Genomic DNA, 24,691 nt, shown 5'->3' on the forward strand with positions numbered 1-24,691 from the left:
GGCCAGGGTGTTAGACTCTAGGGGCACACCGGCGCAATTCAGATAAGCGCGAGGTGCTACACTACCCATATTTGTTTTGTAATTATTTATGCTGGATTGGGTTAGCTAAAGCGTCTACGATTTTTAGATTCAATCCAATTTGATTTAGTTCTTCTGGGGCCAAGATGTCATCCGGATGATGGCAGTCCATGTTAAGCGCAAACTTTGCGCCCAGGGCCAGGCCGCGTTCTGCGACATGGGGGTTGGCTTGATTATGACCTCTTCTGGAAGTGATCTCAAGAAGTACCCCTCTTTTTATGGCCAAAAGAATATCCTCATCGGTGATTAGGCCGGGATGTGCTAAGATATCTACCCCAGCTTCAATTGCCGCGCGGTTAGTGCCCTTCACTACTGGCTCATTGGGAGTTTCTCCGTGTCCAATAATTACCTTTATGCCGGCTTTGCGCGCGTATTTTACCAAAGGTTTAAATTGGCTTGGTGGGATATGGGTTAATTCTACGCCCGGAAGTACGGTTATCCCTCCACTATGAGGCCATTTATTGCTAAATTTAAGGATTGAGCCAACCACAAAATCAATATTGCTTGTGTCAACATGGTCGGTAATGGCCAAGAGTTTATAGCCTTTGGCTTGATGCCGGATGGCTAATTCCGACGGCAAGAGGCATCCGTCGCTTAAAAGTGAGTGCGAATGTAGATTAACCATGGAATTTTTAATTTCTTTAGTTTTGAATTTTGAATTGTAGTTTTGAATTTTTCGCTTTAACTTTTGAATTAATAAGTGCCCCTGGCAGGAATCGAACCTGCCGCACACAGTTTAGGAAACTGTTGCTCTATCCTTATGAGCTACAGGGGCAATTTAGCATAAGAGTGAGTTTTGGGTTGTGGGTAGTGGGTCTGGGGTGGGGGTGGATTATTCATCCCCACTGCTCATTCCTAATATTTTATTATTGAAAATACAGGGTAGCCTTTTAGTTTTTCTTTGCCGTTAAGGCCTAATAATTCTACTAAAAATAATATGCCTACAATTGTGCCTTGGGCATTGGTGACTAATTTAGTAACTGCCTGGGCTGTGCCTCCTGTAGCAAGAAGGTCGTCCACAATAAGGACCCGCTCTTTAGGCAAGATAGCATCTTCGTGCATAAAAAGGGTATCGGTGCCGTATTCCAGGTCATAGGTTACTGAAGCGGTCTTCCAGGGCAGCTTCCCTTTTTTTCTGACCGGCACAAAGCCAGCTCCTATTTTATAGGCTAAGGCCGCTCCAAACATAAATCCGCGCGCTTCCACCGCGATTATTTTATCAATTTTCTTGCCTTTGATCTTTTCCGCCAAGCTGTTGACTGCCTGCCTGAAGGTTTTTTTATCGTTAAGAAGGGTGGTAATGTCGCGGAATAAGATTCCAGGCTTAGGAAAGTCAGGAATATCACGGATAAATTTCTTAAGGTCCATTTTAGACTTTTTCATTTAGAGAAGCTCCTTTTTCTCCTGTTGAATTATATATTTGCGGATTTTCTTAAGCGCGTCTTCCTCAATTTGCCTTACTCTTTCCCGGGAAACTTTCAGTTTCTTGGCAACTTCTGCTAAGGTGTAGGTTTTGCCGTCAGTGAGGCCAAAACGCATCCCTACAACTGTGCGTTCCCGTTCGGGCATATTTTCCATTAGATTTGAAACACGCTCTTTATCCAAAAGTTTCCTTATGCCGGCGTCGGGGCTGGCGGACGCGGTATCTTCCAAAAGATCATGAATTTGCCCTTCTCCTTCTTCTCCGACGGGCGCTTCCAATGATGATGTGGTTGTGGCAAGCCAGAAATTTATCTGTTCAGCTTTTGCTTTGGTCAGGCGAAGTTTCTTGGTTATTTCCTGGTCTGTGGGCTGGCGTTTTAATTTGTGAGCAAGCTGTTCTTTGGCCTTTTTCCATTTAGTGATCAGTTCATTCATATACACCGGAATGCGGATCAGTTTGCCCTGCTCAATGATGGAGCGGGTAATATTCTGCCTTATCCACCATGCGGCATAGGTGGAGAAACGGTACCCTTTGCGGGGATTGAATTTATCAACCGCCCGCATCAGGCCCAAATTCCCCTCTTCAATTAAATCCATAAAGGGAATGCCTAAGTACATATATTTCTTGGCAATGTTAATTACTAACCGCAGGTTGGCGCGGATCATGTTCTTGCGCGCCTGTTCATCTCCAGCGTGGATGCGATTGCTTAGCTGGATTTCTTCCTGCGCGGTCAATAAGGCTATGCCGCGGATCTCTTTTAGGTAAACCTTTAGGGATTCCATAGTTTTATTTTTTCTTTGCTTTCTTTTCCTTTAACGCTGCCTGCGCTGCTGCTAAGGTTGCTATCGGGACCCTGAATGGCGAACAGCTGACATAGTTCATGCCTACCTTATGGCAGAACTCTACGGTCCTAGGGTCTCCCCCATGCTCGCCGCAGATGCCTACTTCAAGGTCTTTGCGTGTCTTGCGGCCGCGCTCAATGCTGATTTTAATTAATTCTCCAATGCCTTCCTGGTCAATGGTCTGGAACGGGTCTTCGGGCAAGATTCCCTTTTTGATGTAATCCGGCAGGAACCCCCCGATATCATCTCTTGAGAAACCAAAACCCATTTGGGTTAAGTCATTGGTTCCGAATGAGAAGAATTGCGCGACCTGCGCAATTTTGCCAGATACGAATGCCGCGCGCGGAATCTCAATCATGGTTCCGAACATATGTTTGATTTTGGAGAGATTGAATTTCTTTAAAACATCCTCGTAAACCTTTTTGGCAAGCGCCAATTGGTCGTCTAATTCTTTGACATCGCAGACAACCGGGATCATGATCTCCGGGTAAGGCTTTTTGCCTTCTTTGAGCAATTCCGCGGATGCCTCAAAGATCGCCTGGATCTGCATCATGCTTACTTCCGGATAGGTCACTCCTAAACGCACTCCGCGGTGGCCCATCATCGGGTTTGACTCATGAAGCGCCTCGGCGCGGCTGGTTAGTTCTTCCATGCTGATATTAAGTTCCTTGGCAAGCGATTCCAGTTTAGCTTGTTCGCGCGGGACAAATTCATGCAATGGCGGATCCAATAAGCGAAAGACAACTGGGAGCGCGTCCATGGCATCAAGGGTTGCCTTAATATCTTTTTTCACAAACGGGAACAACTCTCCCAGGGCTTTTTTGCGCTCATCCAGAGTTTTAGAAACAATCATTTTCCTAAGTAAAAATAGCGGCTGGTCAGAGCCTTTTCCATAGAACATATGTTCGGTGCGGAAAAGCCCTAAACCTTCAGCGCCAAACTGACGCGCCCTCTTGGAATCTTCTGGGGTGTCAGCGTTGGTGCGGATGCCTAATTTTTTGGATTCCTTGCACATTTTCAGGAATTCAGTTAAGAGCATGTTTTCTTCAGAAGAATCCATCATGGGAAGTTCGCCTTCATAGACATTGCCTTTGGTGCCATTTAAGGTAATCCATTCGCCTTCCCTTAAGATCTTGTTGTCAATATGCAGCTCTTTTTTATGGTAGTCTATGTGTATAGAAGAACATCCTACAATGCAGCATTTTCCCCAACCGCGGGCAACTAATGCCGCGTGCGAGGTCATGCCTCCTCTTGCGGTTAAAATCGCCTGTGCCGCGCGCATGCCCTCAACGTCTTCGGGATTGGTTTCTTCGCGCACCAGGATGACTTTTTTATTCAGTTTTGCCCATGCCACAGCTTCTTGGGCGCTAAAGACGATTTGCCCTGTTGCTCCGCCCGGACCAGCGGGAAGGCCTTTGGCTAAAGGTTTGCTGGCAAGCTCTACTTTGGGGTTGATGATCGGATGCAGTAATTCGTCTAACTGGCTGGGGGTTACGCGCATCACCGCTGTTTCTTTGGTGATAAGTTTTTCTTTGGTCATGTCAACTGCCATGCGCACTGCTGCCGGGCCGTTACGTTTCCCGACGCGGCACTGCAGCATAAACAGCCTTCCCTTTTCAATAGTAAATTCAATATCCTGCATATCGCGGTAGTGTTTTTCTAATCTGGCGCGGTATTCAGCTAATTCTTTGTAAAGTTTGGGCATTGCTTTTTCAAGAGTCAACAATGCCTTGTTGTGTTCGGATTTGGAGTATTCATTTATCGGCGCGGGGGTCCTGATGCCAGCGACCACGTCTTCGCCTTGGGCGTTGATGAGGAATTCGCCGTAGAAATTATTTTCTCCGTTTCCGGGATTTCTGCTAAAGGCAACTCCGGTTGCCGAATCATTGCCCATATTCCCAAAGACCATGGTTTGCACGTTTACCGCTGTGCCCCATTCATCTGGAATGCTTTCGATCCTGCGGTAGCTTATCGCGCGTTTTCCGTTCCATGAAGAAAATACCGCGCTTATCCCGCCCCAAAGCTGCTCAATGGGATCATCAGGGAATTCTTTATTTAAAACTTCCTTGATCTTTCCTTTGAATAAAATGCACAGCTGTTTTAAGTCTTCATGGGTAAGGTCAGTATCGGAATTGCAGCCTTTTTCTTTTTTCATCTGGGCCATGATCTTTTCAAGCTGTTTACGGATGCCTTCTTCATCCTTGGGCTCAACACCAGCTGCCTTTTCCATGACTACGTCGGAGTACATCATAATCAGCCTTCTGTAGGCATCATAGACAAAACGCGCGTTGCCGCCGCTTTGCTTGATTAATCCGGGGATCGTCTTCTCGGTTAACCCTACATTAAGCACGGTTTCCATCATCCCGGGCATGGATTTTCTGGCTCCAGAGCGCACAGATACAAGAAGCGGATTGTTGGCGTCTCCAAATTTCCTGCCCATGAGTTTTTCTACCTTTTCCAGCGCCTTTTCCACTTCTTGGCGCAGGCCCTTGGGATAGGTTTTCTTGGCTTTATAATAATAAACACAAACGTCAGTTGTAATAGTGAATCCCGGAGGCACAGGAAGTTTTAGATCTTTGTGGCCTGCCATCTCTGCCAAGTTGGCTCCTTTGCCGCCCAGGAGATTTTTCATGCTTTCATTGCCGTCTGCCTTGCCGCCACCGAAAGAATACACGTTCTTTTTTGTTGCCATTGTCTTTAAAACCCTGCCTTTCTGGTTAAGGTTAAATAAGGTTAAATAATGTTACATGATGTTAAATGAGGTTGCTTAAAATCTTTTTTTGCAACCTCATGTAACGTCATTTAACTTTTCTATTAGGTATTGTTTTAATCTATCCACCTGAATTCTTTCCTGTAACATTGTGTCGCGGTCGCGCACAGTAACTCGGTTGTCTTCCAAAGATTGCACATCAATAGTTACGCAATAAAGAGTGCCTACTTCGTCCTGCCTGCGGTAGAGCTTGCCGATGGCCGCGGTATCATCATAAACGGCAGTAAAACTTTTTTTCAAATCTCCGGAGATCTTTTTGGCCAGTTCTACTATCGCGGGCCGGTTTTTTAAAAGCGGCAAAACCGCTACCTTTACCGCAGAGAGCGCCTTGTTTAATTTCATGACTACGCGGGTATCGTCTTTTACTTTTTCTTCAGCGTAGGCATCAACCATAAAAGCCAGGGTCGCCCTGTCCACCCCGCCAGAGGGTTCGATAATATAAGGCAAAAACCTTTCCTTAGAAGCTTCGTTAAAATAAGAAAAATCCTTGCCGCTTGCCTGCGCGTGCTGGCGCAGGTCAAAATCACTTCTATTGGCGATGCCTTCCAGCTCAGACCAGCCAAACGGGAAGTTGTATTCAATATCCGTGCAGCCTTTAGCGTAGTGGGCTAGTTCGTCCTTGGCGTGCTCTCTTTTGCGCAAGTTTTCCGGTTTGATGCCTAATCCAAGATACCAATTAAAGCGTTCTTCTACCCATGCTTGGTAAGAGTTTTCGGCTTCTTCCGGGCGCACGAAATACTCAATTTCCATCTGCTCAAATTCACGGGTGCGGAAGGTAAAATTTCCCGGAGTGATTTCATTGCGGAAAGATTTGCCGATTTGCGCTATGCCAAAAGGCAGTTTCGGATGCTTGGAGTCCATCACATTGATAAAATTGACAAAGATTCCCTGGGCTGTTTCCGGGCGAAGATAGATAAGATTAGAGTCGTCTTCTACCGGGCCCTGATGGGTCTTAAACATCAAGTTAAACGCCCTGGCATCGGTTAATTGCGAGCCGCATTCCGGGCACTTATTTTTATCTTTCAGGTCCTCGGTCTTAAAACGTTTCTTGCAGGATTTACATTCGCTTTTAAGGTCAAAGAAATTATCTACGTGGCCTGATGCCTGCCAGACCTTAGGGTTCATCAGAATAGCAGCGTCCATCCCGTAAATATCGTATCTTTGGTGGACGTTTGTCTTCCACCAGTTTTGCTTCAGGTTGTTCTTTAATTCTACCCCAAACGGCCCGTAATCCCAGGTATTGCTTAAGCCCCCGTATACTTCAGAAGACTGAAAAATAAACCCGCGGCGCTTGCAAAGTGACGCAATCTTGTCCATCACGCTGTTATCCATAGAACTCTATTTTTAGCGCGAAACAGCTTAAAAGTCAAGTCTTTTCAAAATACCTTAAGGCATCCAAATGCTAGTTTGTTGATTCAATTGTGGATATGATATCCAATGCTTTATTCAGGTCTAAAGTGGGCGGGATGTCCTTGATATAAACACCGAAATAGTCTGCCTTTTCTCCTATAAAATTAAAATTAAAGTATCCGCCTTTTTTGCTCAAATTATAGGTAACAAAGCCCTTTTTGCCTGCAGAAGCAAACTCCATTATCTTCAAGTTTTCCTGTTCTCCTACGTCAGGGGTGAATATTGTTTTAATGATCAGAAAAAAGGCGTCATGCAGGTTTTTAACCTCGCTTATTTTTGCCTGCATAGTGCGCCTGATAAACTGGTAGTCGTTTACTACCGCGTCTTTCTTTACTTCCGGATAAAGCCGGATAAAGAAATCTTTAGGTTGATGCACGACGTAGATGATGGCTTTGTTTTCAGGCTTGTGCCATTTCTTATAATAGCGTTTAGTGGAAGTTTGCTTTACTACGGTAAATTCTTTGGGCACGCTTATTTTTACATTTTCGACCTGAAATTGCTTAAGCTGGTCTATATAGCTTTGGTTGGGGACTGGCGCTTGGATCTTGCCTTCTATGGACATAGAAAAAACCGGTTGATCTTTGCCGTTGCCAAGGCCGGCGCGCACATACATCTGCAATAGCTTTGGCCCGGCGAATATAGCAATAAACCAGCCGCTCAAGCCGATAAAGATAAGTGTGGAAAATATTTTAAGAGGTTTTATTCTCATGATTGTAATTTTTTCAGTTCCTCTTCTTTTATGGTGAAAGTGTGCTCTTTTCCGGGGAATTTTTGCTGGATGACTTCATCTTTATAAAGCTCTACGGCTTTTTGTATTTGCGCGGAGAGATTTACGTATTGTTTGACAAATTTCGGCTTGAACCTGTCGCATAGGCCTAAAAGGTCGTGGATGACCAGGACCTGTCCGTCGCAATTAACCCCGGCGCCAATGCCGATTACCGGGATTTTTAATTTGTCGGTGATGATTTTGGCGATTTGTTCCGGCACACATTCAAGAACTAACGCGAAACAGCCTAACTGTTCAAGCTGTTCGGCTTGCTTAATCAGGTTTTCCGCAGCTTGGGCATCTTTGCCTTGGACTTTAAAGCCGCCGATTTTATCCACGGTTTGGGGGGTCAGCCCAATATGGCCGATAACCGGTATTTTCGCTTTCACGATTTCTTCGGTTGCCTGAAGGCATTTATCAAACCATTCTAGTTTTACCGCGTCGCAATTAGCTTCATCTATAAAACGCCTGGCATTGTCTTTTGCCTTAAGGTAGTCCAATTGGTAAGAATCAAAAGGCATGTCCCCCACCACAAGCGCGTGTTTGACTGCCCGCGTTACTGCTTTAGAGTGGTAGAGCATTTCTGTCATGCCTACTTTTGTCGTAGAGTCAAGCCCTAAAACTACATTGGCCAAGGAATCACCAACCAGGATCATATCTATTCCGGCTTTATCTACAAGCGCGGATGTAGGGTAATCATAGGCAGTCAACATTGTGATTTTGCGAGAGTGTTTTAGATTAAGAATATCTTGGATAGTGAGTTTCATATAAATAAGTAAAAAGTTAAAAGTAAAAAGTCAAAAGTTCAAGTAAAAAGTCAAAAGTGGATCTAAAAAGATCAGAGGTTATGTTTTATATATTTATCGATTTCCTCTGCGGCTTTCTTTCCCGCGCCCATTGCCGAGATAACTGTGTCAGCTCCGGTAGTGATATCCCCCCCGGCAAAAACGCCTTTAATAGAAGTCATGCAATTTTCATCTACAACAATTGTTCCATTTTTATTTATGGCTAGGTCTTTGGTCAAGGCTGGTATAAGCGGGTTAGGATTTTGCCCTATTGCTACAATTAAGGTGTCAGCCTTTATATTAAATTCTGAGCCTTTAACCGGGACAGGCCTTTTTCTTCCGCTTGCGTCAGCATCGCCTAGTTCCATTTTAATACAAGCTATTTCTTTGATAAAGTTTTTTTCATCGGTAATTATTTTTACCGGCTGGGTAAGAAGTTTAAGATTTATTTGCTCTTCTTTGGCATGAGTGACTTCTTCGGCGCGCGCCGGCATTTCATTTTCGCTTCTTCGGTAAACCAAAGTTACATTTTTATTCAGGCGCTTGGCGATACGGGCGCAGTCAATTGCGACATTGCCTGCTCCCACCACCACGACATTTTCTCCTATGTTTATCGGAGTTGCGTATTCAGGGAATTGATAGGCCTTCATCAGGTTTACGCGGGTTAAGAATTCATTTGCCGAATAAACTAAATTAGCATTTTCTCCCGGAATGCCCAATGTTTGCGGCAGGCCTGCCCCGGTTGCGATAAACACAGCCCGAAAGCCTTCTTTAAACAAGCCCTCTATTGTCTGGGTGCGGCCGATAAGCGCGTTAAGTTTTATATTTACGCCCAAACTTTTTATGTATTCCAATTCCCGGTCTAATATTTTTTTCGGTAAACGGAATTCCGGTATGCCGTAACGCAATACTCCGCCAGCTTGATGCAGTGATTCAAAGATAACAACCGCGTATCCGGATTTCGCCAGGTCCGCGGCGCAGGTTAATCCTGCCGGGCCGCTTCCCACGACGGCAACCTTATCTTTTTTGGCTTTGTTTTCGATTATACCCTGTTCCTGGCTTGCATAATCTGAGACATAGCGCTCAAGGGCCCCGATATTAATCGGCATATTCTTTTTCTGCAAAACACAAGCTTTTTCGCATTGATTTTCCTGCGGGCAGACCCTTCCGCAGACTGCCGGAAGGTTATTTTTTTCCAGAATCTTCTTTAATGCCTCTTCAGGCCTGTCTTCTTTAATCATTTTTATGAAATCCGGGATCTGAATGTTGACTGGACAGCCACTTATACAAGGTGAGTTTTTGCATTGCAAACAGCGGCCGGCCTCTTCTTTGGCCTGTTCTTTGGTAAGCCCCAAGGAAACCTCGCTAAAAGAAGAAAGCCGTTTTTGCATTTCTAAAGTAGCAGGATTTTTTCTCATTTTTACAAAACAGTTTTTTCCTGGGTGTTAAATAATCTTAATCTTTGCGACAATTCGTTAAAATCAACTTTGTGCGCGTCAAAATCCGGCCCATCCACGCAGGCATATTTAGTTTTTCCGTCCACACTGCAACGGCAAGAGCCGCACATGCCGGTGGCATCTACCATGATCGGATTAAGGCTGGCGATAGTTTTAATGGAGTATTCTTTGGTCAGATCAGAAACCGCCTTCATCATCACTACCGGCCCGATCACATAAACTAAATCCGGGTATTTGGTGTGGGTGGATTTTTCTATTGATGAAAACAATTCTTTTAATGGCTCGGTAACAAGGGATTTTCTCCCTAAAGACCCATCGTCGGTAGTAATGAATAATTCGTCTGAGAATCTTTTTACTTCTTCCTGGAGAATAAGTAGTTCCTGGGTGCGCGCTCCGATTATAGATAATACGCGGTTTCCCGCTTCTTTAAAAGCCTTTGCCACAGGGTAGATTTCGGCTATTCCTACTCCTCCAGCTACGCAAACAACAGTCCCTATTTTTTCTGTTTCGGTGGGGTGCCCCAAAGGCCCCAAGATATGCGCAATAGAATCGCCTGCTTTAAGTTGTGAAAGTTTTTTGGTAGTTGCGCCGGCTATTTGGGCAATAAGCGTAATTGTCCCTTGCTGTTTATCCCAGTCTGAAAGAGTCAGCGGAATGCGTTCACCTTTATCGTCTATAAGTATAACTACGAATTGACCGGCCTTGGCGCTTGATGCGATTTGCTCTGCCTTAATAATAAGCTTGTTTACCGCGCTATTTAAGGGTTTATTTTCCAATATGGTGAACATCTTTTTCCTCGATGATATTAACCTGCGCGTTTGGGAATTCTTTTAAAAGCTCTGCCGCGGGTTTTTTTCCTAAAACAAAAATCGCTGTAGAAAGCGCGTCTGCCTCAAGGGCGTTTTCAGAAACTACGCTTACTGATAAAATATTGTTTTGCGCCGGGCGTCCTGTCCGGGGATCAAATATGTGCGTATAACGCACACCGTCTAAGATAAAAAACTGCTCGTAATCTCCGGAGGTAGAAATTCCCCGGTCTTTTAATTGCAGCCTCTTGATGTATTTCTTTGAGCGCGGTTTTTGTATGGCTACTTCCCATGGGATACCAGCTTTATCCCCTAAGCCATAGACCTGCCCGCCTAAATTTATTAGGCAGCTTTTTATGCCGGCTTCTTTTAATTTCTCTACCGCGCAATCTATAGCGTATCCTTTGGCGATTCCTCCTAAGTCAACGCTTGCTCCGGGAACAGTTAATTTTACCACATTATCCTTAAGGTTAAAGATTAATTTTTTGCTGCCCACAAGTTTCAGGGCTTGCTTGATTTCTTCGTTTTTGGGCTTGCGGTATTTTTTGTCGCTAAAACCCCAAAGCTTAACGATTGGCCCCACGGTAATATCAAACGCGCCGCGGGTTATTTTAGAAAACCAGACTGATTTTTTAAGAAGGTCAAATGTTTCCTGGGAAACTTTGGCTTGAGAGTTTTTATTAAGCGCGTAGATTTCACTTTGTTCGTCGTATTTACTCATCAGTTTTTCTATGCGCTTTATTTCATCAAAGACAATCTTTGCAGCGCGCGGATCATCAGAAGTTACTTCCGCGAAGGTGCCCATCAGTAGTTGAGTATCTTTATGAAAAGGTTCTCCATAACAGCACTGCATCAAAATTCCAAATCCCAATATCCAAATCCCAAATAAATTCCAAATCCCAATATCCAATCTTCCAAACCATTTTTTAGTTTGGTTATTTGGTGTTTTATGTTTGGTTATCGGTGTTTGATTATCGGTCATTATTTGATCTTTGGTTATTTTCTGATTGTTTTTAGTAATTTCTCTAGTGGTAGCGTATTTAGAACGTCGCTTGTTTCAAGGCATCCTTTGCGCGCAACCCCAATACCAAGTTCCATAAATTTTAAATGTTCTATGCCGTGTGAATCAGTGTCTATTGATACGCGCACGCCATTTTCTTTTGCCAGACGGCAGTGTTCGGGATTTAAGTCAAGACGGTTGGGAAAAGAATTTAGTTCTAAGGTAGTGTTGGTGTCCTTAGCTGTTTTTAATAATTCCTTCATATTAATGTCCGAAGGATTACGCGATCCCGCTAATCTTCCGGTGGGGTGCGCGATAATATGCACATATTTATTTTTGCAAGCCAAGATAACGCGCTTGGTTATTTTCTCTTGTTCCTGCTTAAATCCGCTGTGTATGGCGGCAATGACAATATCAAACTGGGAGAGTATCGCATCGCTATAGTCAAGGCTTCCATCGCCCTTAATATCGGTTTCAGTTCCAAAAAGAACCTGAATGCCTTTAAGCTTTGCGTTTACTTTATCTATTTCCGCGCGTTTCTTTTTAAGTGCTTCCTCATCAAGGCCATTGGCAATTCTTAAACCCTGCGAATGGTCGGTAATGGCAATATAACTATATCCTCTCTCTTTGGCGGCAAGCGCCATTTCTTCTATGGAGCCTGCTCCGTCGGAGAATGTAGAATGCATGTGCAAGTCGCCTTTTATATCTTCAAGCTTGATCAGGTTGGGAAAGTTGCCTTGAGGCTTATAATTTATGCTGTAGAGTTCGGTTAATTGCTTAAGGGTGAGTTTATCAAAGGCCTGTTTTTCTTTGGCTAAAAGAATTCCCTCTTTTATATTAAGAATAGTTTTTTCTTTGAAGCCGGCAACTTCGGAAAGCTTATTTTGCTTGAGCGCTTCTTCTAAAGAAGAAATACTTGTGATATTTAATTTTTGGTATAAGGTTTGCGCGGTTTTGGGGCCAATGGACGGCACAGAGGTTAATTCTAAGATTCCCGGAGGAAGAGATTTTCTTAGTTCTTCGTAGGTTTTGATGGTTCCGGTTGCGATATATTCTTTGATTTTCTCGGAGAGATCCGCTCCAATGCCGGGCAATTCACGCAAGGCGCCTTTGTTTGCGACTTCTTCAATTTCTTCTTCTAAGTTTTCTACTGTGCGGCTGGCGCGTTGATAGGCGCGAATCTTAAAAAAATTCTCACCCTTTATCTCCAATAATTCCGCAATCTGCTGAAATATCTCGGCAATTTCTGAATTTAACATGTTATTAGGATAAGCTGAATTTGCCAATTTTCTCGCTCAGGTCGATTTTGCCCCGCCTTCGGCGTGGCCGGCAAAGGTCTCTCGTATTTTTGGCGGCTGCTGAACTCGTCGCATTTGCTCTAGCAAATGCTCCTCGGACAGCATCGCCGTCCCAAATTGCCGCGCCCGGTCGGTCGCGGCCTTGGGATTCTCAAAAATACTCGAGCTGCTTTGCCTAAAATTTCCATTCGCTCGAAAACTGTCAAATTCAGCTTAGTTTCGAGTTCTGAAACTATTTTTTAATTTCTTAATGCGCCTCCAGCAAAAACCCTTAAGCCACCAATGCTCACTTATATTTAGAACCGTCCCCCTTATTTTAACTTGCTTCAATAGCTTTGACCAAATCTACAAGAAGACTATTTACTGGAACTGGTATACCTAATTCCTGTCCTAAGCGTACAATAGTGCCATTTATAAAATCAATTTCGGTTTTTTTGTGACGTAAGATATCTTGAAGCATGGAGCAGATATTGCAAGCTGTGGTTTCGCAGACCGCCTCTACTTTGGCAAGCGGATCATCATAAATAAGCTTAATTCTTTTTCTCTTGGCTACCTTTACCGCTTCAATAACTGCCGCGCGCATTATTCTTTTGGTATTCTCAAGCTGCACTAATTTTCCATTCGGTAAACGAGTAATTGCCGCCAAAGGATTGATCCCGACATTAATGATAAGTTTAGACCAGAGAAGACCTTTAATGTCCCGGCAAAGTTTAGTTTCTATACCTGCTTTATTAAACGCTTCGCGGATATGGCGCATTTCAACTGGCATTGAGCCGTCCATCAGGCCGATAGTTGTTTCACCAAGCCCGGCATGGCGGATGTAGCCCGGCTTAAGCCAAGTTGCCCCTAAACTGGTTGACCCGGCAATAACTTTTTCTTCGCCAAAGGCTTCGGAAATTATCTCAACATTTCCCAAACCATTCTGTAAGGTCAAGATTTTTGTGCGTTCCCCCACTAACGGGGCTATTTTTTCAATCGCGCTTTTAGTGTCATAGGATTTTACACAGATTATCACCAAGTCTGACGCGCCGATTTCTTTGGCCGATTCATTTACTTGGGCTTTAACCTGCCACTTTCCAGAAATCCCCTCAACATTTATCCCCTCTTTGTTTAAAGCGGCAGCGCGTGAGCTGTTTTTATCTAAGAAGAAAACTTCCTGTTTTGATTTGGCCAGTAACCCACCCAAGAGGCATCCTATTGCACCAGCGCCCACAATAGTGATTTTCATTTTAAACCTCCTCCACAAGAGCAGTTAATTGCGGATCTTCAGTTATTTTTTCCGTTATTTTCTGCGCCTTAAGCTGTTTGTCCAGATGAAAAGTCAAGAAGGCGTTTAATATCGATTCCAGCTCCTTCTTTATTTCCGGGTTCATGCCTAAAGTTAAATTCGCGCGAAAATCATTTTTCTGAATATGCACAATCGACGCAGTTGTGCCGCGGAATATACTGCGCGCCTTTAAGTCTTTTTTAAAACACCTTTCGCATAAAAGCCCGCCCATAACAAGGGAGAATTTTGACTGGTCAAAGATCTTGTTGTTGCAGGAAACGCAGGAGTCAAAATTAGGCTTAAATCCTGACAGGGCAAGCGACTTTATTTTAAAGATGGTCAGGATCTTTTCCGGATTAGGATAGGTTTCCAATTCTTTTAAGCAAATAAACGCCAGATCAAAAAGCGATTCGTTTTTATCTTCTTCCTGCGTCAGGGCATCCAGAAGCTCTACTATGGAGCTGGCCATGGAGATCTTAGAAAGGTTGGAGCGGATATTGGTAAAGTTATCCTTTAAGTCGCAGTGTGACACAAGATGCAAAGTGGAATGCCGGCTTTGATAGAAGATGATCTCGTTTAGGGAGAATATCTCCACCGTGCTGGCGAATTTCTTAGGGTCCTTGCGGATGCCTTTTAACAGCCCGTGCACTTTGCCAAATTCGCGGGTGTAGAAATGCGCGATTAGCGATGTCTCGCGAAAATCAAATTTCCTTAATACGATTGCTTCGTTCTTGAGTATGGCCATTTTAGAGGTTTTGTAGTATTTTTGAAGCTTTGTTTTGCATGAGTTCCCGCTTCATTGCGGTATTGTCATCATAGCCTAAAAGATGTAAGCATCCGTGGGCCACGTATAGGTACAGCTCATCTAAATCTTCTGTTTTGTAAGCTTTGGCGTTTATTTTTGCCTGTTGGGCGGATATGGCGATTTCCCCTGTTTCTTCAATGTTAAATGCCAAGACATCAGTGGGATGGTCAGCCTTCAGGTGTTTTTTGTTAAGCTTTTTTATCTTTTGATTATCCATCAAACAGATATTTATCTTTCGCAATAAGGCATCAGATTGACTTTTAAGCGCCAGTAACACTATCTTCTTGATGTTTTTTATTTCTTTGGCGCCTAAACGGATATTTTTTTGTAGGTTAAGGATGTTTATTTCTGGTTTTTGCACGTGGCTTTTTTAAGCTTTTGGGTAATTCACTCTTCCGTGGTATATTCCGGATAAGATACGCACGAATACTTTAGCGATTACTTCGATTTCCTTGAGAGTAAGTTCGCATTCGTCAAGTTGTCCGTCGATGAATTTATTATTAATGATCTTGTGCACCAGTTCTTCTATTTTTGCGGGGGTGGGTTCTTTGAGACAGCGGCTGGCTGCTTCTACTGAATCCGCCAACATTACTATCGCGGTTTCCTTGGAGCCGGGTTTGGGCCCGGGGTAACGGAATCCGTCTTCTTCTATATTTTTTTCTTCCTCCTGATTTTCAATGGCCCTGCGGTAGAAATAATATACTAAGCTGGAGCCGTGGTGCTGTTGGATAAAATCAATTATCCGCGGGTTGAGATGATACTTTTGGGCCAATTCTACCCCTTCCTTCACATGGTTCATGATCACCAGCTTGCTTATGGAGGGGGCAAGATCATCGTGTTTGTTCACGGTTAAAGCTTGATTTTCGCTAAAATAATCCGGCTTGGAGAGTTTTCCGATGTCATGGTAATAGGCTCCGATGCGCGCTAGAAGCGTGTGCGCTCCCACTGCCTTGGCGGCGGTTTCTGCTAAGTTTCCCACCACAAGGCTGTGGTGGTAAGTGCCGGGGGCTTCCATGATCATTCTTTGAAGAAGCGGATGATTAAAGTCCGCCAATTCCAGGAGGCTTATGTTGGTAAAGGCGTTAAATAAGTATTCAAATACCGGCAAGGTCCCTAATATCAAGAAGCTGTAAACTACGGGGTTTAATGCTATAAATATGTAATCCTTGGCCTGGTAATATCCCGGGCCTTTAATTAAAAAGAGCATCAGCGCCTGCAAGAGCCCTAAGATCACTCCGCTGCGGATGATCACTCCTCTTCTTCTTGCTCCTTTTACAAGCAGCACCGCCAGCAATCCGCTTACCAATGACAACAATCCAAAAGATAGGTTGTTGCCATTTATTGCCGCTATAGCCATGGATGATGCCACCACCAGCAATAGCGCAATTACCAGATTATCAAAGATAAGCATGGATAATATGCCTATGCCAGAAAAAGGGATAAATAACGCCGGCCATCCCTGCTTGGTGATCGTATAGGACAAATAAAAAAACAGGGTAAAAAGAAGCGATAAGTTTAAAATCCGGAAATTTTCGTTTTTAAGGTTAGGAAAATATATGCGCGCGTATAATACTAGCGCAAGAAGCAGAAGCGCAATTAGATTGTTTACCCCTAAGATGTAGCTAAGCGCAAAAAGTATCCCGGAAGCAGATATGAATTTAATGAATATGGAAGTATGCTTGTTTATCATATGTGTTTTGTTTTATCGTAGGCTTCAATTATCTTTTGCACTAAAGCATGCCTTACTACATCCGACCCGCTTAGTTCTATAAATTTAATCCCTTCTATTCCCTGCAGTATTTCTCTTGCCTGCAACAGCCCCATGGGCTTGCCGTTAGGAAGGTCGCTTTGGGTAATATCTCCGGTAATAACCGCCTTGGAATCAAAGCCAAGGCGGGTTAAAAACATCTTCATTTGTTCTATAGTGCAGTTCTGCGCTTCATCAAGCACGATAAACGCGTCGTTTAAGGTCCTCCCGCGCATATAGGCTAAGGGCGCTACCTCCACAATGCCGGTTTCCAGATATTTTTCAATGCGTTCCGCGTCCATCATGTCGTAAATGGCGTCGTAGAGCGGCCGCAGGTATGGAGAAATCTTTTCGTACATATCCCCAGGAAGAAATCCCAATGATTCTCCAGCTTCAATTGCCGGGCGGGTCAGGATTATTCTTCTTACCTCTTGTTTGTCAAGCGCCTCTACCGCTGCTGCCATGGCAAGGTAAGTTTTGCCTGTGCCGGCAGGGCCTAAGCCAAATACGATATCGTGCTGTTTAATCGCCTCAAAGTATTCACGCTGCCCTTGGGTCTTTGGGCCGATGACCCGGTTTTTTCTGTTTGTGTTGCGCAAGATGTTGGCTTCAGGAAGAAAGCTTAAAGCTGTTTTATCCGGGTGGCTGTTTCTTAATAAACGATGTATCTGTGTAGAGTCTACCTGGGTTTTATGGTCACCAGTTTGTTCTAAAAGATAGCCGATTATTTCCTGGGCTTTCTTAAGGCTTTTGGCCGTGCCTTTTATTTTTAAGGTTCCGTCCTGCAGGATGGTTTTTATTTTTAATTCTTTTTCTAAGGCTCGGATATTTTGGTCGCAGGGCCCAAATATTGCTTGGGCCTGCGCCTGATCACGCAATTTAAAAGACTTTTCCATTACTTGATTTTTTTCATCGCCGGCTCTTTTTTAACTTTCTCAGCCGGTAGGTCCGGGATCTTTATGGTCTGTCCGGGACGGATCTTGTCTGGTGACTTTAGCACATCCTGATTGGCCTTATATATTTTATACCAGTTTTTGGTTGTGCCGTATAATTTTTCGGAGATTTTCTGCAATGTGTCACCTTTTTCAACTTTATAGGTACGGAATTGTTCTTCTTTTACAACCGGCTCTGTTATTACCGGGGCAATATTGGTATTAACATAGCCCCTGTTGCCGTAGGTTACATCTTCAGGTTCCGGAATGTTGATTACGGGCTCTGGCGCGTTTTCCTGAATCTTAGGCTTGGTTTCTAAACGGAAAAGCGGGTGCAGCTCTACTTCTACTACTCTTGTGTCGCGGGTAGTTGCGCGGCCCGCAGTTGGTGCCGGAGCATTTCCTTTTAAATATCCGCGGTTACCCATGGATAGATTCTGGTCTACTCTGTCTCGGGTGTTTTTATAAGTTCTTACCACGCATCCAGAGGCCAGAAATGCCGCGGCGATTACAAAAGATAAAAACAATTTTTCTTTTTTCATTTGTTCCTCCCTTGGTTTATTGTTAATAGATGCAGCTCTTTTAGTTGTTTATCGTCTACTGTGGATGGGGCGCTGGTTAACGGACAAAATGCCTTTTGGGTCTTAGGGAAGGCAATTACTTCCCGGATGCTTGACTGGCCAGCTAATATTGCCAAAAGCCGGTCAATCCCAAAGGCAAACCCTCCGTGAGGCGGCGCTCCATATTCAAACGCCTCCAGAAGGAATCCAAAACGTTTTTGGGCCTCCTCTTTATTTATGCCGATGATTTCAAATATTTTTGCTTGCATTTTCGGGTCATGAATCCTGATTGAGCCTGAACCAAGTTCTATGCCGTTAAGCACCAGGTCATAACAGCGGGATTTGATTTTATCGGGGTTTTTGCTTAGCGCTTCAAGCTCGCTTGTATCGGGGCAGGTGAAAGGATGATGCTCACTTTCCCAGCGTTTTTCTTCATCATTATATTTAAAAAGCGGAAAATCCGTGATCCAGCAAAAAGCGTATTCAGCATTAAATTCTTTTCTTAAGTCCGGCTTGTCAGACTGATATTTGCTTTGAGCTTCTTGATAGGTTATTCTTTTAAAGGGGATCTGCAGTTCAATGTTTTTTGTTTCTTTAAAAATAAGATACATCAGTTTTTCTATGACATTATAGATGTCTTCTTCATCGACAAAAGACATCTCCATGTCAAGCTGGGTGAATTCCGGCTGGCGGTCAGCCCTTAAATCCTCATCGCGGAAACACTTGGCGACCTGGAAATAGCGGTCAATGCCGGAAACCATCAGTATCTGTTTGAATAATTGCGGTGATTGCGGAAGCGCGTAGAATTCTGCCGGATTAAGCCTTGAAGGCACCAGATAGTCTCTTGCTCCTTCGGGAGTGGATTTAGTAAGGATCGGGGTTTCCGACTCAATGAAATTTTCTTCGCACAAGGCCTTCCTTATGACCTGGTAAACTTTATGGCGCAGATAGAAATTATTAAATGCCTTCGGCCTTCTTAGGTCCAGATACCGGTATTTAAGCCGCATCTCTTCGGTAACTTCAAGGTTGTCATCAATCTCAAACGGCGGAGTAAGGCTTGAATTCAATATTTCCATGTCTTTGGCGATAAGCTCTATCTGACCGGTAGCGAGATTCGGATTGATGTTGTTTGCCGGCCGCTTATTGACTAACCCGGTTACCTTTAAAACAAATTCGCTTCTTATGCTTTCTGCTTTCTTATAAGATTCTCCGGCGTCTTTAGGCAGGAATGTGACTTGAGTTAAGCCGTAACGGTCGCGCAAGTCAATAAAAATAAGTTTTCCGTGGTCGCGCCGGGTTTGCACCCAGCCGCAGACGGTAACAGTTTGTCCTGCCAGCGAGGCGTTTAATTGTCCGCAAGTATGTGTTCTTAACATTTGAAAGCTCCGTTTAAGCGTAAAACGCAAATCGAAAAAGGTAAAACTATAATTTAAAACTTAGAATTTTTAATTTTGAATTCTGGTTTTACGCTCTACGCTTTTAATTTTACATTGATAAATATGTGGCGATTTCTTTTATGCTGATTTCTTTTTGAGTGCTATCCGACATGTTTTTTACCGTAATGACATTCTTTTCTAATTCATTGTCGCCTAAGATCAAAACATATTTAGCGGCCTGGTCATTGGCTTGGCGCATGGCAGCTTTTAGAGACCTGTCTTCCAGATTAGAAACTACTGGTATGGCGTTGTCCCTTAAATTTTCAGTAATTTTTAGAAGCGCTAATCGCGCCTTTTCTCCCATGCCGATAGCATAAACTAAATCCTCCGCAAGCTTAGGCGGCGTTTTTTGCGCTGCAAGCATTAACCTTTCTACTCCAAAGGCAAAACCTACCGAGTTCTTATCCGGCCCCCCGAGTTGCTTGATCAGGTTATCGTATCTTCCTCCTGCTCCTATAGCATCCTGCGCGCCAAGGCCGGAATGCTTGATTTCAAAGACGGTGCGGGTGTAATAATCAAGCCCGCGCACTAAATACGGTGAAATCTTGAAATTAACCCCGGCATTTTCTAATCCGGCGATGACTTTCTTGAAAAATCCGTCGCATTCAGCACAGAGGTGCTTATTAGCGATGTCTATGCTTCGGATGATTTTCTGGCAGTTTTCCTCTTTGCAGTCAAGGATCCTTAGCGCGTTGGAATTAAAGCGAATGTTGCATTCCGGGCAAAGCTGGTTTAATTTTTCCTGAAGCTTGTCTTTAAGGTTGGCGATTAACTTTTGTTTGTCAGAAGAGCAGCCCAGATTATTAATTATTATTTCATATCCCTCTATGCCGTATGCCTTAAGCAGGCGATTGGCAAGCGCGATGGTTTCAACATCAGCTTCGTAACTTGAGCAGCCGATAATTTCTGTGCCGATATGGTGAAATTGACGCAGTCTTCCTTTTTGCGGCCGCTCCAAGCGAAACATGGGGCCGATGTAAAAGAGTTTAGCCAGGCCGTCTGTCTTATCAAGGTTATTCTCAATGTACGCCCGGGCGATTGAAGCGGTGCCCTCGGGGCGCAGGACGTAAGATTCATCCTTATTATTTATTACAAACATCTGTTTCTGGACGATCTCGGTAAATTCCCCTAAACAGCGGTTAAAAAGCGCTAAATCTTCAATTATGGGAGTGCGGATTTCCTTAAAATTGTATAAGCGGAAAATATCGCGGCTTATTTCTTCTATTCTTTGCCAATAACAAGATTCACCTGGCAGGATGTCCTTTGTGCCTGAAACTTTTTTAAACATGTTTTTCTAAAGAAAGGTGAGCTTTAAATACGGTTATTTTATATCTTGCTTCATTTCTAAGCCGGGCTTGAAGACTACCACTTTGCGGGGCGGGACAGGAACTACTTCTCCCGTGCGGGGATTCCGTCCGGTACGGCTTTTTCTTTGTTTTATTTTAAACACGCCAAAATTCCTTAATTCAATCTTTTCTCCGCGAATTAAGGCTTCGGTAATGCATTCGAATGTTTTTTGCACTACGCGCTTGACGTCTATTTGCTTTAATTCAGTTTGATCGGAAACTTTTAAAATAATATCTTTTTTTGTCATGAAAAGCCCCCTTTTTTAAGGCTTAAATATTTGTAACTATAATATAAGCAAAAACTTACGTTGTCAAGGGCTTTTTAAAGCACAAGCGACAATCTGTCTTCCCCCACCAGGCTAATTGTGTCTTCAATAAGTTTTTCGCTTGGGGAAACGAAAAGGTCTTCTCCTACAAGCATTTGAACCCGGGTCTTGGCAGGAGTATGTATATTAAGGTAAACCGGAATGCTGCCGCGGTTAGCGGCAAGAAGCAGTTTTAAAGAGGAAAACAGGCTGTCCGGCATACCGGCAAGGTTTATATTTATCGAAGAGATTAGCTTATATGCTGTTTCCATAGGCACAAGGTCGTTGACCAGGACTTTGGGGTTTTCTTCTTTCAGGTTAAGCGTGCCTTTGACTAAGACTACTGTTCCGGGGATAAGATAACGCGATACTTTTTGAAATGAGCGCGGGAAAACAAGCGCCTCTACCTGCGCCTGCAGGTCTTCTAATTTAAGGATCGCCATTTTTTCCTGTTTGGCCCTGGTCACAGTTTGTTTTATTTTTGCGATCAATCCCACGAATTTTACCTCTTCCTCGTCTTTGTGCTGGTGCAAAAGGTTTATGGAAGTAGAAGCAAAACGTTTTAACTGATTGGCGTAACGCGCTAAGGGGTGGCCGCTGACGTAAAATCCCAGCATTTCTTTTTCAAAGGCCAAAACCTGCGGCTGCGGCCATTCTTTTACCTCTGTGATCTGGACGTTTCCGGCATCAAAACCAAAAAATGACATCTGTCCGCTTGAGCGGTCTTTTTGCGCCTTGGATGAGGCATCCAGTATTTTTTCCAGGTTGGCCGCCATTTGAGCCCTGGGCATGCCAAAGGAATTCATCGCTCCGCATTTTATCAGGCTTTCCAAAACCTTTTTATTTACCAGGCGCATATCAACTGATGATGTTAATTGCTGCAGCGAAGTAAAGCTGCCGTTATTATTTCTGGAAGCTATAATGGACTCAATCGCCCCTTCTCCTACGTTTTTTACCGCGATCAAACCGTAACGGATAGTTTTATCGTCTATTACCTTGAACAACAGGTCGCTTTCATTTATGTCAGGGGGAAGAATGGTTATTCCCATGCGGTTTGCTTCGGTTACATATTCCACCAGCTTATCGGTATTGTTGCGTTCTGAGGTTAAAAGCGCGGTCATGAATTCAACCGGGTAGTTTGCTTTTAAGTATGCCGTGCGATAGGAAATAAGCGCGTAGGCGGTAGAATGAGATTTATTGAAACCGTAACCGGAAAAATACTCAATCAGGTCAAATATTTTGCTGGCCAAAGATTCCCGGATATTATTTTTAATGCAACCCTGAATAAAGCCAATGCGTTGTTTTTCCATTACCTCCGGGATCTTCTTGCCCATGGCCTTGCGCAAGACATCTGCTTGGGCTAAGCTAAAACCAGCTAAGCTAGATGCAATTTGCATGATCTGTTCCTGATAGACCATGATCCCGTAGGTTTCTTTAAGTATCGGCTCAAGTTTCGGGTGCTCGTATTTTATGGGGATGATATTGTGTTTGCGTTTAATAAAATCATCAAGCATGCCTGAGCCTATGGGGCCGGGCCGGTATAATGCCAGAAGCGCGATTAAGTCTTCAAAACGCTGCGGTTCAAGCTTTTTTAAAAGGTCGCGCATGCCGGAACTTTCAACCTGAAAAACTCCCACGGTGTGCGCGTCGCATAACAATTTATAAGTATTCGGGTCGTTAAGCGGGAGAGTTTCAATATCCACTTTCTTGCCTTTGGTCTGTTCTATTATGCGCAAAGTCTGGTCTATTACCGTAAGCGTGCGAAGGCCCAGGAAATCCATTTTTAGTAAACCGATTTTCTCAAGGGCGGACATGCTGTATCCGGTTGTGACCTGGTCGTCGTTAGTCTTAAAAAGCGGGCTGTAATTATTGAGCGGCTTATCAGCCAGGACTACGCCTGCGGCGTGCACTGAAGCGTGGCGGTTTAGGCCTTCAAGGTCAAGGGCCGTGGTGATAAGTTCTTTGATTTGAGGGTCGTTTTTATACAGATTATTTAATTCCGGCTCAGAGGAAAGCGCGTCTTTTAAGGTCGTTCCTAATTCAGTAGGGATCATCTTGGCGATTTTATCCACATCCGCGTAAGGCATGCCCATTACTCTTCCTACGTCACGCACAACCGCTTTGGCCTGCATAGTCCCGAAGGTGATTATCTGCGCGACATTTTCCCGGCCGTATTTTTCTGTGACGTAATCAATAACCTGTTGCCTGCCTTCATAACAGAAGTCAATGTCAATATCAGGCATACTCATGCGGTCAGGGTTTAAGAATCTTTCAAATATCAAGCCGTAGGCAAGAGGATTAATATCAGTAATGCCTAAAAGATAGCTGACTAAGCTGCCGGCGGCGCTTCCTCTTCCGGGGCCTACCGGGATATTCTTTTCTTTGGCATAGCGTATGAAGTCCCAGACGATAAGGAAATAACTGGTGAATCCCATATTTTTTATGATTCGGGATTCATATTCAAGGCGTTCTTTTATTTCTGGAGTAATTTGTTCGAATCTTTTTTTGATCCCCTCAAGGCACAATTTCTCAAGGTAATTTTCTTTAGTTTGATTTTCCGGAGGTTCGTATCTGGGTAGATGAAGTTGGTTAAAATCTAATTCTAAGTTGCATCTTGAGGCGATTTCAAGGCTATTAGTGATTGCTTCGGGGTAATCGTTAAAGAGTTTTTTCATCTCTTGGGGAGATTTAAAATAAAACTCATTAGTTTGCATGCGCATGCGGTTTTGGTCATCAAGGGTGGTCTGGGTCTGGATGCATAAAAGGGCCTCGTGGCTTTTGGCATGCTCTTTGTTGATATAATGCACATCGTTTGTGGCGATTAACGGCAGGTTTAGTTCTTTAGCGATTTTTAAAAGGCCTTCATTGGCTTTTTTCTGGTCGGGGATCATGTTTTCCTGCAGCTCTATGTAAAAATTATTTTTTCCTAAGATGCAGCTTAAATCATCAGCGGCTTTTATGGCATCATTTAAACGCCTCTGCAGGATCAAAGACGGGATTTCTCCTTTTAAGCAGGCGCTTAAAGCTATGAGGCCTTCAGAGTGGCGGCTTAGGGATTCTTTATCAATTCTTGGGCGGTAATAAAAACCTTCCAGGTAACCCAATGAAACAAGTTTCATCAGGTTTTGGTATCCTTTTTCGTCTCTGGCCAAAAGTATCAGGTGGTTGTTTGTCTCTTCCTGGCTGGTTGCGGTTTTATCAAAGCGGCTTTTGGGGGCCACATACACTTCACATCCGATGATCGGTTTTATTCCTGCTTTTTGCGCTTCAATATAAAAGTCAATCGCCCCGAACATATTACCGTGGTCGGTAATAGCCAGAGAATCCATTTTATAAAGTTTGGCGGTTTGCAAAAGATCATGAATTCTGCAGGCACCGTCCAGAAGCGAGTATTGGGTATGTAAGTGTAAATGAATAAACTCGGAATGAGGCATGGTAAGGATTAAAAATTTAAAATTAAAAATGCAAAATTATAATTCAAAATCCAAGGCAGTAAAAATTACAATTAAAAATCCCAAAAAAACTTAAATGCAGAAATATTAAGAAAATAATAAATTATGTAAATCAAATATAAGATAGAACTAAAACTATAGTACGGTAGTATTTTTTCTCTGCTATTTGCTTCTATTTTTATTCTTTAGCTTATTCATTTTAGGTT

General features: G+C 43.6%; 21 protein-coding genes and 1 tRNA gene. All 22 read right to left on the minus strand.

What is annotated here, in order from left to right; genetic code table 11:
- Positions 1 to 82: 82 nt before the first annotated feature.
- On the minus strand, positions 83 to 703 hold the full coding sequence (locus MUF05_02235; protein ID MCU0665899.1) for a histidinol phosphate phosphatase domain-containing protein: 621 nt from the start codon (positions 701 to 703) through the stop codon (positions 83 to 85).
- A gap of 76 nt (positions 704 to 779) precedes the next feature.
- Positions 780 to 853 (minus strand) — tRNA-Arg (locus MUF05_02240).
- A gap of 80 nt (positions 854 to 933) precedes the next feature.
- Positions 934 to 1,446 (minus strand): adenine phosphoribosyltransferase, encoded by a 513-nt coding sequence (locus tag MUF05_02245; protein MCU0665900.1) that lies wholly within the window; start codon positions 1,444 to 1,446, stop codon positions 934 to 936.
- Positions 1,447 to 1,461: 15 nt separating this feature from the next.
- On the minus strand, positions 1,462 to 2,283 hold the full coding sequence (locus tag MUF05_02250; GenBank protein ID MCU0665901.1) for a sigma-70 family RNA polymerase sigma factor: 822 nt from the start codon (positions 2,281 to 2,283) through the stop codon (positions 1,462 to 1,464).
- A 4-nt stretch (positions 2,284 to 2,287) separates the two neighbouring features.
- The gene (ppdK, locus tag MUF05_02255) at positions 2,288 to 5,035 is read right to left on the minus strand and encodes a pyruvate, phosphate dikinase (GenBank protein ID MCU0665902.1); all 2,748 of its coding nucleotides are present in this window, start codon (positions 5,033 to 5,035) and stop codon (positions 2,288 to 2,290) included.
- Positions 5,036 to 5,131: 96 nt separating this feature from the next.
- The gene (locus tag MUF05_02260; GenBank protein MCU0665903.1) at positions 5,132 to 6,445 is read right to left on the minus strand and encodes a glycine--tRNA ligase; all 1,314 of its coding nucleotides are present in this window, start codon (positions 6,443 to 6,445) and stop codon (positions 5,132 to 5,134) included.
- A 70-nt stretch (positions 6,446 to 6,515) separates the two neighbouring features.
- Complete coding sequence (locus MUF05_02265) at positions 6,516 to 7,232, minus strand: hypothetical protein (protein ID MCU0665904.1); 717 nt, start codon at positions 7,230 to 7,232, stop codon at positions 6,516 to 6,518.
- A complete protein-coding gene (panB, locus tag MUF05_02270) occupies positions 7,229 to 8,056 on the minus strand; it encodes a 3-methyl-2-oxobutanoate hydroxymethyltransferase (GenBank protein MCU0665905.1) in 828 nt (275 codons plus the stop codon). The genes MUF05_02265 and panB overlap by 4 nt, the downstream gene beginning before the upstream one ends.
- A gap of 71 nt (positions 8,057 to 8,127) precedes the next feature.
- Positions 8,128 to 9,492, minus strand: a complete 1,365-nt coding sequence (gene gltA, locus MUF05_02275; GenBank protein ID MCU0665906.1) for an NADPH-dependent glutamate synthase — start codon at positions 9,490 to 9,492, stop codon at positions 8,128 to 8,130.
- Positions 9,493 to 9,494: 2 nt separating this feature from the next.
- Positions 9,495 to 10,319: a sulfide/dihydroorotate dehydrogenase-like FAD/NAD-binding protein gene (locus tag MUF05_02280; protein MCU0665907.1), complete on the minus strand. Its 825-nt coding sequence runs from the start codon at positions 10,317 to 10,319 to the stop codon at positions 9,495 to 9,497.
- Positions 10,297 to 11,319, minus strand: a complete 1,023-nt coding sequence (locus MUF05_02285) for an FAD:protein FMN transferase (protein MCU0665908.1) — start codon at positions 11,317 to 11,319, stop codon at positions 10,297 to 10,299. Before MUF05_02285 ends, MUF05_02280 begins: the two co-directional genes overlap by 23 nt.
- 14 nt (positions 11,320 to 11,333) lie before the next feature.
- On the minus strand, positions 11,334 to 12,596 hold the full coding sequence (locus tag MUF05_02290) for a PHP domain-containing protein (protein ID MCU0665909.1): 1,263 nt from the start codon (positions 12,594 to 12,596) through the stop codon (positions 11,334 to 11,336).
- A 355-nt stretch (positions 12,597 to 12,951) separates the two neighbouring features.
- Complete coding sequence (locus tag MUF05_02295) at positions 12,952 to 13,863, minus strand: 2-dehydropantoate 2-reductase (GenBank protein MCU0665910.1); 912 nt, start codon at positions 13,861 to 13,863, stop codon at positions 12,952 to 12,954.
- A 1-nt stretch (position 13,864) separates the two neighbouring features.
- Positions 13,865 to 14,647, minus strand: a complete 783-nt coding sequence (recO, locus tag MUF05_02300; protein MCU0665911.1) for a DNA repair protein RecO — start codon at positions 14,645 to 14,647, stop codon at positions 13,865 to 13,867.
- Position 14,648: 1 nt separating this feature from the next.
- Positions 14,649 to 15,068: an rRNA maturation RNase YbeY gene (ybeY, locus tag MUF05_02305; protein ID MCU0665912.1), complete on the minus strand. Its 420-nt coding sequence runs from the start codon at positions 15,066 to 15,068 to the stop codon at positions 14,649 to 14,651.
- Between the two features lie 9 nt (positions 15,069 to 15,077).
- Entirely contained in the window at positions 15,078 to 16,397 is a 1,320-nt protein-coding gene (locus tag MUF05_02310; protein MCU0665913.1) for an HDIG domain-containing protein, read from the minus strand.
- On the minus strand, positions 16,394 to 17,350 hold the full coding sequence (locus MUF05_02315; protein ID MCU0665914.1) for a PhoH family protein: 957 nt from the start codon (positions 17,348 to 17,350) through the stop codon (positions 16,394 to 16,396). The genes MUF05_02310 and MUF05_02315 overlap by 4 nt, the downstream gene beginning before the upstream one ends.
- Positions 17,350 to 17,928 (minus strand): LysM peptidoglycan-binding domain-containing protein, encoded by a 579-nt coding sequence (locus tag MUF05_02320; protein ID MCU0665915.1) that lies wholly within the window; start codon positions 17,926 to 17,928, stop codon positions 17,350 to 17,352. Before MUF05_02320 ends, MUF05_02315 begins: the two co-directional genes overlap by 1 nt.
- On the minus strand, positions 17,925 to 19,322 hold the full coding sequence (gene aspS, locus MUF05_02325; protein ID MCU0665916.1) for an aspartate--tRNA ligase: 1,398 nt from the start codon (positions 19,320 to 19,322) through the stop codon (positions 17,925 to 17,927). Before aspS ends, MUF05_02320 begins: the two co-directional genes overlap by 4 nt.
- Before the next feature lie 109 nt (positions 19,323 to 19,431).
- Positions 19,432 to 20,670: a histidine--tRNA ligase gene (hisS, locus tag MUF05_02330; GenBank protein MCU0665917.1), complete on the minus strand. Its 1,239-nt coding sequence runs from the start codon at positions 20,668 to 20,670 to the stop codon at positions 19,432 to 19,434.
- A 33-nt stretch (positions 20,671 to 20,703) separates the two neighbouring features.
- Positions 20,704 to 20,976, minus strand: coding sequence for an integration host factor subunit beta (locus tag MUF05_02335; GenBank protein MCU0665918.1), 273 nt, complete (start codon positions 20,974 to 20,976; stop codon positions 20,704 to 20,706).
- 74 nt (positions 20,977 to 21,050) lie between these two features.
- A complete protein-coding gene (locus MUF05_02340; GenBank protein ID MCU0665919.1) occupies positions 21,051 to 24,467 on the minus strand; it encodes a DNA polymerase III subunit alpha in 3,417 nt (1,138 codons plus the stop codon).
- Between the last annotated feature and the right edge of the window lie 224 nt (positions 24,468 to 24,691).

The sequence above is a fragment of the Candidatus Omnitrophota bacterium genome (assembly GCA_025453395.1).
Classification (GTDB): domain Bacteria; phylum Omnitrophota; class Gorgyraeia; order Gygaellales; family Profunditerraquicolaceae; genus JAlOQK01.